This is a genomic window from Paraburkholderia sp. Ac-20347, assembly GCF_017104805.1.
Classification (GTDB): domain Bacteria; phylum Pseudomonadota; class Gammaproteobacteria; order Burkholderiales; family Burkholderiaceae; genus Paraburkholderia; species Paraburkholderia tropica.
Window position 1 is genome coordinate 1 of sequence record NZ_JAAGPN010000297.1, and the last position, 9,198, is coordinate 9,198.

At 57.7% G+C, this 9,198-nt stretch carries 8 protein-coding genes; 6 read left to right on the forward strand and 2 right to left on the reverse strand.

All coding sequences use genetic code 11. The features are described 5' to 3' along the window. Positions 1 to 119 precede the first annotated feature (119 nt). Complete coding sequence (locus G3N97_RS33080) at positions 120 to 266, reverse strand: hypothetical protein (protein ID WP_205997114.1); 147 nt, start codon at positions 264 to 266, stop codon at positions 120 to 122. 971 nt (positions 267 to 1,237) lie between these two features. Here G3N97_RS33080 and G3N97_RS33085 point away from each other — a divergent pair. Then, positions 1,238 to 2,578 carry an N-acetylmuramidase family protein gene (locus G3N97_RS33085; RefSeq protein WP_346778158.1) on the forward strand — a complete coding sequence of 447 codons (1,341 nt, stop codon included), beginning with the start codon at positions 1,238 to 1,240 and terminating at the stop codon, positions 2,576 to 2,578. After that, positions 2,562 to 3,269: a hypothetical protein gene (locus G3N97_RS33090; protein WP_205997116.1), complete on the forward strand. Its 708-nt coding sequence runs from the start codon at positions 2,562 to 2,564 to the stop codon at positions 3,267 to 3,269. The genes G3N97_RS33085 and G3N97_RS33090 overlap by 17 nt, the downstream gene beginning before the upstream one ends. Before the next feature lie 831 nt (positions 3,270 to 4,100). On the opposite strand, the gene G3N97_RS33095 is transcribed toward G3N97_RS33090, so the two are convergent. Next, the gene (locus G3N97_RS33095; RefSeq protein WP_241030984.1) at positions 4,101 to 5,270 is read right to left on the reverse strand and encodes a porin; all 1,170 of its coding nucleotides are present in this window, start codon (positions 5,268 to 5,270) and stop codon (positions 4,101 to 4,103) included. Between the two features lie 404 nt (positions 5,271 to 5,674). Here G3N97_RS33095 and G3N97_RS33100 point away from each other — a divergent pair, with 404 nt between their 5' ends. The 4 genes from G3N97_RS33100 (at position 5,675) to G3N97_RS33115 (ending at position 9,073) form a co-directional block, all read left to right on the forward strand. Beyond that, the gene (locus G3N97_RS33100; RefSeq protein WP_205997117.1) at positions 5,675 to 6,229 is read left to right on the forward strand and encodes a hypothetical protein; all 555 of its coding nucleotides are present in this window, start codon (positions 5,675 to 5,677) and stop codon (positions 6,227 to 6,229) included. Positions 6,230 to 6,444: 215 nt separating this feature from the next. Next, positions 6,445 to 6,966, forward strand: a complete 522-nt coding sequence (locus G3N97_RS33105; RefSeq protein ID WP_065058558.1) for a 2,4'-dihydroxyacetophenone dioxygenase family protein — start codon at positions 6,445 to 6,447, stop codon at positions 6,964 to 6,966. Further along, complete coding sequence (locus tag G3N97_RS33110) at positions 6,963 to 7,700, forward strand: SDR family NAD(P)-dependent oxidoreductase (RefSeq protein ID WP_205997118.1); 738 nt, start codon at positions 6,963 to 6,965, stop codon at positions 7,698 to 7,700. The genes G3N97_RS33105 and G3N97_RS33110 overlap by 4 nt, the downstream gene beginning before the upstream one ends. A 71-nt stretch (positions 7,701 to 7,771) precedes the next feature. Next, entirely contained in the window at positions 7,772 to 9,073 is a 1,302-nt protein-coding gene (locus G3N97_RS33115; protein WP_065058560.1) for an MFS transporter, read from the forward strand. Positions 9,074 to 9,198: the final 125 nt, after the last annotated feature.

Sequence of the window (9,198 nt, forward strand, 5' to 3'; positions counted from 1 at the left end):
GCCAACATGCTCACCGTAATCACTCCGGTTCTCCTGCTTGGCGTCCAAGCAGGCATTGAACATGTGGGTCAGTTTTCGATGCAAATTTCTAGTGGAAGTGGGTCAGTTTTGCACGCACCTCAACAGACTTCCGTCTCAAGCTTGCATTTCCACGCGTAGAGATGGTCGCTGATGCGAGCGTAGATTTCCTTCGCGTCGCGCGGGTGCACCAGCCCGATCGACATACCGTCTTGCCAGTACGCGGCCATCTTCGCGATCGACAGCATGCGCTACACGGGCAGCGGGGCATCGTGAAAATGGCGCGCGTGTGCGTCGTGCCGATCAAAAAAACAAGTTGATCGCAGCAGTTGACTTGGCCTTTCTTTTTGTGGCGTGTTGGTACGCGACGGAGTTGTGCCCATAAGTGGCTCCGACGTCGCACGATCCCAATAGATGACAAGCGGCGCGCGCTGGCGCTGCTGCTCAAGGTTGAGCGACACTGGCTGCATACGGGTCACCGCCCGGCATCACCCCTGCCTCCGGACTGATTATCTCCGCCACGGAATCGGACAGTGCGCGCGTGTTAGCGGAGCGCATCATGCTGCTGGACCTTCACCAGCGTATCTCCTTGAGGAACTAGTCAATCAGTTGAGTAATCCGGGACACTGATCACTAAGACAATTGTGAGGTCGGGGTATAAACGCGCCCCCGTTTTTCTGTACTTGACGCCCGTCAAGCCGTATTGCGGCCCGTTAGCGCAATATGAGATTGCCATCGCCCCAAAGGACAGGCTATCCCACACCCGCGAGGGTGTGGGATAGCCTGTATTCGTCCGCAGTTTCCAATGGGCGGACTTGGGCAGGGGCGGCGCGAGGCCCGCTGGTCTGTTACGACACCAGTCTGTCAACCCTGCTCAGTGTCCGCTTCCCCTTCCTCCACGGCTGCGGGTATCTGGCGTTACGCCGCTGAACGTTGCACTTATCTAGTCCTCGCGTCCGCTCCTCTGGATAAGGACTGCTGATCACTATGATTGGATGGCAATCGTCCCAGGACTACTTCCCGAATCCGTGTAGGTCAAGTCCGAAACCGGCGACTGGACGGTGGCCGAAGACACCTAAGGTTGCGATGATCCTGCAGGCCCGTGATTTTTTCTTCCTTTAAGGTAACTTGTAATGGGTGATAGATGACACATCCACATCGCAAAGCACGACCGACGGCATCCAAAACACCTAAGGCACCACCCTCCCAGTATGTGCAGGTGACGATCCTGTTCAGGGATCTGTTGAAGACGCCCATTGAAGGTCTTTCCGTGCGTATCAAGGCGGGCACGGGAGCACACTTGGCACCGGCCTGGGTTTTTAACAAGCACGAACTGGAGGACGAGGTAGGCAATGCTGCTCCTATAGCTGCTTCGGAACAGGCGTCAACCGCGCCTGCGCCTGTGGTGGAGAACAGCGCTGAGAGCGTTACCGACAAGGACGGCTATGCGGGTACCATCTACAACGCCGCGCGTAACCAGCCCATCGATATATTGGTCAAGAATCGACACGGAGAGTACGTACTCAAGGCCACGGTCACGCCAACGAAGGACATCAGCGCCTTTACTGTATCGAGTCCGGAAGTTCACATCGAGACAGTCACTAGATTGACGCCAAGGGAAGCAATGGAACAGGACCTCAATATACCCATCGTGAAACCGGGCGAGGTCATGACCATCGAGCGCCTTGTTCGCGATCTTGGACCGTATATCGGGGTGTCACAGGTGATAACCGAACAGGGTAAGGTCAAGAAGGATTTTCCGGAAAAACACAAGGAGACGACAACAGATGAAAAGACAGGAAAGTCAAAAACGACTACCAGAATCGAGCATCATTACAAGGTTGTAGAAGATGGCAAACCGAGAACGATTTTATTGAATCTTCTTGGGTCGCGGTTGAACCACCCCAAACCCGAAACGTTTTCTGAAGATCAGTACAAATATATGGCAACTAAATTGGATGTTGAAGTTGCCGCAATCAAGGCGCTAGTTATGCAGGAATGCTCGGGAATTCCATTTGAAGCAAACGGTCTTCCTAAACTTAGATATGAGCGTCATGCCTTCTATGATTTATTGCGCAAGCGGCATGAAAGCGAGCAGGCGACGGCGCAAGAAGAGGCAAAACAAAATAAAAAGGAAAAGGTAAAATCGACACCGTTCAAGAATCCGTATCCTCAATTTCCGAATTTATGCAACCCAAAACGGGGTGGCTTCGGCGCGGATGGCCTTCATCAATATGAGAGGTTTGTGAAAGCAGCGGAACTCGACTTCGATTTTTCGATACAAGCCTGTTCGTGGGGCGGATTCCAGATATTGGCAACAGAGTACGCTGCTTGCGGTTGCGCGACTTCGTTCGAGTTTGCAAATAAGTTTATGTCTGGATCAGACGGGCAGATGAATATCTTTATTCTGTTTATGCAAAATGTGAAGAAGCACGGTGTCAAAGCGCTTCGCGCCCACGACTGGGAGGACGTGGCGGCAGCATACAACGGCAAGGGATGGAAAATCATTAATCCGTCATACGCTAAAGATTTGAAGGAATTTTATGATAAATTTAAGTAAGAATCTTACTCTTTGTTTTTTCCTTGCGAGCGCCCAAGCCTCGCTCGCTGGGCAAGCAATTTTATTTGACAATCCCGGACTCGCATTAATCAATGAGGACGGACGACTTACGGGATACTACAGCGCGCAAGGCGACAAGAGGTCTTGCTCTTTCCTCATCCTCCAAACCGGAGATGAGACAAAGTATCCCGACGACTCTCCATATACGGAGACAAAGATACTAACCTTTATTCCAGGTGACAATAGTTTTTCATTCGAAAATCGCGACAAAGCATTCGATATCGGCGGATCGCTATACAAAAGGGATGAAACCTGGTTCGTCCGTACTGACGAGGGTCAAGCTGGGTGCGAGAACGCGCTGGGCAGCTTTACGACTTTCCGTAAGGGGAAGGTTGGGGGTGGATTTTTTTCTGAGGAAAATAGATTCTTTGCATTGGGAATTCGTATCGTTAAGCGAAAAACATTTCTCCATGACCTGCGAGATGGAGAATTCGCTAAAAGAAGAGGATTCTTGACAAAATGGAACGATGTCATCTTGATTAAGGTTCGTGGCCAGTTTTCTTTTGTACGTTTTGTTGAGCCACGAACGAATATCGATGCATACGGACAGGCGACAACCGGCTGGGTCCGCTCCGCTGACCTCGTAAATCCATTCCCCGCCAGGACCAAATCAATCGCTCCTGCCAGATAGCTGATTGACAGCGGATGTGGTCACTTATTGAAGTGCTCGGCTGTCGAGATTGGGTTTAGCGCTCCAGATTTAGCCGACGCTTCACTGATAAGGATACGATCAGGAAAACGAACGATAATGACGATATGGATGAGTGGTGGCGCCAACGCGCACGTTCCGTTTTTAACTCGAATGCCTTTCTGGGTTATGGCGTGAGACCGTGAGCTTGTTACCGGGAAGAAGTATTTTAGTTACATGGGAATGGACACCATTTTCGGGCCAGCCATCTCCTGCTACCTTTCTCCAATCGACCTGTTGATTGATGCAGCGTTTTGCGGTGAAAGCCGTGAAGCGCTCTCGATCGCCAATGCGTCATTTGTGCCACAGAAAGATTTCCAGCGGCACGACAAACGCGGGATAGTCGTGTGCGTGCGCGCCGGTTGGCCGGTTGTTGGATGGGCGCATCGTGTGTGCCTCCAATGGCGAGCCGGTGGGATTTTCTGTGGTGATCGAGCGCCCACTGACTCGTAGAAGTGGCCTTGAGGTCGACGACGAGGGAATGATGAATCTCGACAAAATTCATGAATCCGCTGGTTTGTTTGCATGGCGTGAGACAAACAGGCATGTGCTGAGCTGGAATGCCACACGTGATGGGGGGCTTGCGGTGGCTGCACCATTTCTGTTGCGTTTGCGACTTCGCCAACATAACTTTACATAAGATAAATTATCGATATATTTTGATGATCCCAAAACCACTTCCCGCACGCTTCTCCAGTCTGCAACTCACTGCACCCAGGCCCGACCAGCCAGCAACCCAGCCAGCCGAGCCCAGGCACAGCGTCAGCTAAACCATCAGAACTTATGCATGATGCCGACGCGATACACCATCTGGTTCACACCCGACGACGCACCGGCCGACGCATCGACAATCTGCGCCTCGTCGAAGTCCGTACCCGTATGCGCGCTCACCACGTGCTGCCACGCGCCCTGAACATAAAGCGACGTACGCTTGCTCAGGTCATAGTCGAGCATGACGCTGATCTGGTGCCACTTGGGCACGTAGCTGCCGGCCGTCGACGAAAGATGCGCCATCGTGAACGTATAGGCCGTTCCGAGCCACAACGTCGGCGTGAAGAAGTACTGCGAATTCAGTTCGAAGTTGTCGAACTTCCACGAATTCCAGTTGGCGCCGTTCGACAGACTCGTGTTGCTCAGCCACACGTTTCCGGTCGGATCGTAGACGTCGACATGCGACCACGCGGCGGCCACCGCCACCTTCGGGAAACGATAGCTCGCCGAAAGACCGATCGTCTGCTGCGACGCGCCGTCGAACAGATCGCCGGTCGGAATCGCGCCAGTCGTCGTCAGGCCCGGATTGTTCATCTTCAGATACGAGGCCGCTGCCGCAAAATTGCCGTTCTGATAGTTGAGCGTCGCGCCCCACATGCGGTTGTTGGCGAAACCGCCCGCCTCGTTGCTGAAGCCGTACATCGCTTCGCCCGTGAGGCCGCGCCACGTCGGCGACACGTACTTGACGGCGTTATTCACGCGGTAATCCCAATCCGCGTTGTCGTTGTCGAACGGATGCGCGGCGACGTCGCCGGCCCAGTTTCCCGCGGCGGTCAAGCTGGCGAAGCCGTAGTCGTCGACGCTCGTATCGTATTGGCGGCCCAGCGTGATCGTGCCGTAGTGATCCGACGACAGCCCCACGTAAGCCTGGCGGCCGAACATGCTGGAATCCTGGCCGAGCTTGCCCGTGTTGATGTTGAAGCCGTTTTCCAGTTTGAAGATCGCCTTGTAGCCCCCGCCCAGATCTTCACTGCCTTTCAGGCCCCAGCGGCTGCCCGCAGTATCGCCGCTCGACATCGCCCACGCCGAATGCCCGCCCGCATTACTGGTGAAATTCAGACCTTCATCGATAAGGCCATAAAGCGTAATGCTGCTTTGAGCGTGCGCGGCGCTCGCGAGGAGAAAAAGCGGCATCACCGCTGCCACCGACATAACGGTCTTCTTGAGCTTCATCGATACCTTCCAAACTGACTGAATTAATAAGAATGATTGCCGGTGTGCCGCTATGGCGGTCTTTACCGGTTCTGCAGCGCGATTCGGCATCAGCAGAACGGGCAGTCTAGGTTTAATCAAAAGTCGCGAGAAATCGGGGACTGAAATTCATAATTGAAGAAATCGGAATTCATCGAGCATCAGCCGCAAAACGCGTCTGCGCGGGGCTTGCGCGTCGCCGTTTAATTTTTTGATTTCGATGAAACTGTTGGAATTTCACCAAAAAGCTAACGTTATTTCAGCCGTCGCAAGCCGAATTCAGGCAAATGTAATCGTCTCGATCGCTGCTCAATTCAACGCGCGACGACTGGACTGATGCGCGCCAACGGCCTCAAAATGACGCCTCGTTCATCAGGATTCACCGCGTGACCGCCCTGCCATTCTCCATCCTTTCGGCCACTTTCGCGGCCTTTGTCGCGACGAATATGGATTCGGCCGCGCTCATTCTGGCCTTCTCGGCCTCCGCGAGACCGTTCCGGTTATTCGCGGCATTCGTCGCAACCGGCGCGGGCGTGGTGGCGCTGAGCCTGCTGGTCTTCCTCGCGGCCAGCTCGGTGGCGATCCCGTCGCGCTACTTTGGCGTCGTTCCGCTGACGATCGGTCTCGTGCAGCTCGCCCGCGGCTCGCGCCGCGACGCGGAACCTTCGCAGCCTGTCGTTCCGCTGGCGCTTTCGATGGGCGTGATGGTGTCGGCGTTTCTTTCCGTGAGCACCGACAATCTGCTGATCTATTCGGCCGTCCTCGCGCGAAACGGCAAGGACATCGCGCCGTGGATCTGCACGATGCTCGTCGTGCTCTATGTGCTGATGGGTTGGCTCGGCGTCTGGGCCGGCAACCGGCTGGCGAACCTGACCGCCCGATTCCGCTCGCTCGCGCCCGTGATCACCGCCTGCGTCGGACTGACGACGCTGCTCGCCTGACGCGTAACGCCCGACGCTTTGCGTGATGAAAGTCGCGCCCCAAATCATTCGGATGCCGAATTAAATTCCCGAGTCGACGAGACGCACGCTCTGGCGCCGCCGCACGACCTCTACGGGCATACCCTGGCATTGACCCGCTTCCTTGATCTAGCTCAAAATCAACCATATCGTGGACTACACGTCCATATTATGGACAAACAACAAGGAGCCCCCGCATGTCGACACAGGATTTTTCGCCGATGACGCCCTATCAGTTGCCGTTTCCGAAGGAAGCGCAGCAGGAAATCGTCGTGCCTTCCGCCATTCCCACCGATGAACGCGTCTGGGTGCCGCAAGCCGAGAACGTGTGGTTCCGCCCGCTCTGCCTGAACGCCTCGCAGGGCTACTGGATGAACCTGCTGCGCGTGCGCAAGTCGGGCGTGCTGAGCCGCCATCGCCATCCGCAGGCCGTGCACGGCATGGTCCTCAAGGGCCGCTGGCGCTATCTCGAACACGACTGGGAAGCGACCGAGGGCAGCTACGTCTACGAACCGCCGGGCGAGACGCACACGCTCTACGTGCCGGACGACGTCGAGGAAATGATCACCTACTTCCAGGTGAACGGCGTGATGTTCTATTGCGATCCGTACGGCAACTACACGGGCTACGAAGACGTCTTCACGAAGATCGACATGTGCCGCAAGCATTACGCGTCGGTCGGTCTCGGCGAAGACTACGTGGACCAGTTCATCCGATGAGCGCGGCCCGCTACGACTTCAGCGGCCGCGTGGCCGTGGTGACGGGCGCGGCGGGCGGCATCGGCCGCGCGATCTGCGACGCCTTCGCGAGCTTCGGCGCGCGCACCGTCAACTGGGATCGCGTGGCGGGCGACACGTCCGCGCCGCATGCGCCGCGTCACGTCGAAGTGGACGTCACGCGGGCGCAGACCGTCGACGCCGCGCTGGTCGCCACGCTCGCCGAATTCGGGCGCATCGATTTTCTGGTCAACAACGCGGGTTTCGCCGGCTCGACCGTGCCGCTCGACGCCTATTCGCCCGACGAATGGCAGCGCATCGTCGAAGTGAATCTGCTCGGCACGTATCACGTGTGCCGGCACGTCGTGCCGTCGATGCGCAACGCGGGCGCGGGCCGCATCGTCAACGTGGCCTCGCTCGCGGGCAAGGAAGGCACGCCGAACGCTTCGGCCTACAGCGCCGCGAAAGCCGGTGTGATCGCGCTGACCAAGTCGCTCGGCAAGGAACTCGCGCAGACGGGCGTGCTCGTCAACGCGATCGCGCCCGCGGCCGTGGACACGCCGCTGCTCGCGCAGATGTCGCCCGCGCACGTGCAGACGATGATCGACAAGAGCCCGCTCGGCCGCCTCGGCACCGTGCAGGAAGTCGCCGATCTCGTGCTGTGGCTGTGCTCCGATTCCTGCACGTTCAGCACCGGCGCCACCTTCGATCTATCCGGCGGACGCGCGACTTACTGAGTTCGACGCAGGCTTCGAACCCGCAGCGCGCGATCCGACCGGCACTTATTACAATTTTCAGGAGACGAGCCATGCCGACCAAATCGCCCCGGCTCAAACGCATCCAGACGGTCGCCGTCGCTTTCCTCACGGTGGCCGGCATCGTCAATTATCTGGACCGCAGCACGCTGTCGATCGCCAATCATTCGGTCGCGCAGGAGCTGCATCTGAACGCGTCGGAAATGGGCCTGTTGCTCTCGGCGTTCTCGCTCGCGTATGCGTTCGCGCAGTTGCCGGTGGGCGCCCTGCTCGACCGTTTCGGCTCGCGCGTGATGCTCGGGCTCGGCATGCTGGTCTGGTCGGTGGCGCAAGTCACGGGCGGCTTCATCCAGACGCTCAATCACTTTCTCATCGCGCGCGTCGTGCTCGGCGTGGCCGAAGCGCCGCTCTTTCCCGCGGGCGCGAAAGTGATTCACGAGTGGTTCGCGGTGCGCGAGCGCGGCGGACCGACCGGCACGTTCATTTCCTCGTCGACGATTGCGCCGATGATCGCGCCGCCGCTGCTCACGGTGCTGATGCTGTCGTTCGGCTGGCGTCCGATGTTCGTCATCATGGGCGTGCTCGGCGTGCTGGTATCGATCGGCTGGTATGCGGTCTATCGCAACCGCGATCAGGTCGCGCTGAGCGCCGACGAAACCGCGTGGCTCGAAGACGGCGCGAAAGAGCCGCCGCGCGCGAAAGGCATCAGCTTCGCCGAATGGGGCATGCTGCTCAAACTGCGCAACACGTGGGGCATGATTTTCGGCTTCATGGGCGTGATCTACATGGTCTGGCTCTACCTCACGTGGCTGCCGGGCTACCTGGAAAAAGAGCGCCATCTGAGCATCGCGCACACGGGCTGGCTGGTCGCGATTCCCTATGTGTTCGGCACCATCGGCATGGCGGGCAGCGGTTTTATCGCCGACTATCTGCTCAAGCGCGGCGTCGCGCCGATTCGCAGCCGCAAGTGGCCCGTGTGCGTCGGGCTGATCGGCGCGGCCGCGTTCACGGTGCCCGCCGCCTACACGCCGAGCACGGCGCTCGCCATCACCTACGTGTCGCTCGCGATGTTCTTCGTAAATCTCGCCAGCGGCAGCGCGTGGGCGCTCGTGAGCATCGCCGCGCCGCGTCATCTGGTGGCGTCGCTCGGCAGCATGCAGAACTTCGGCGGCTATCTCGGCGGCTCGTTCGCACCCGTCATCACGGGCATCGTGGTCGATCAGACGCACTCGTTCGTCAACGCGCTGCTCATCAGCGCGGCCATCGCATTCGCTGCGGCCTTCGTCTATCTGTTCGTCGTGAAGGAAGTGAAACCCGACGACGCAACCCACGCCGCCGCCGCACAAACCACCTGATTTCAGGCACTTTTCTCGAACATATCCCTACACAGCGGACATCATCATGACATTCCAGAGCAATCTTCTCGAAGGCAAAGTCGCGCTCGTCACGGGCGGCTTTTCCGGCATCGGCGCGGCGATTG

Excerpts from the sequence above, each read along its gene's own strand:
- G3N97_RS33080 (WP_205997114.1), bottom strand. The coding sequence starts at position 266 with ATGCTGTCGATCGCGAAGATGGCCGCGTACTGGCAAGACGGTATGTCG.
- G3N97_RS33090 (WP_205997116.1), top strand. The coding sequence starts at position 2,562 with ATGATAAATTTAAGTAAGAATCTTACTCTTTGTTTTTTCCTTGCGAGC.
- G3N97_RS33095 (WP_241030984.1), bottom strand. The coding sequence starts at position 5,270 with ATGAAGCTCAAGAAGACCGTTATGTCGGTGGCAGCGGTGATGCCGCTT.
- G3N97_RS33105 (WP_065058558.1), top strand. The coding sequence starts at position 6,445 with ATGTCGACACAGGATTTTTCGCCGATGACGCCCTATCAGTTGCCGTTT.
- G3N97_RS33110 (WP_205997118.1), top strand. The coding sequence starts at position 6,963 with ATGAGCGCGGCCCGCTACGACTTCAGCGGCCGCGTGGCCGTGGTGACG.
- G3N97_RS33115 (WP_065058560.1), top strand. The coding sequence starts at position 7,772 with ATGCCGACCAAATCGCCCCGGCTCAAACGCATCCAGACGGTCGCCGTC.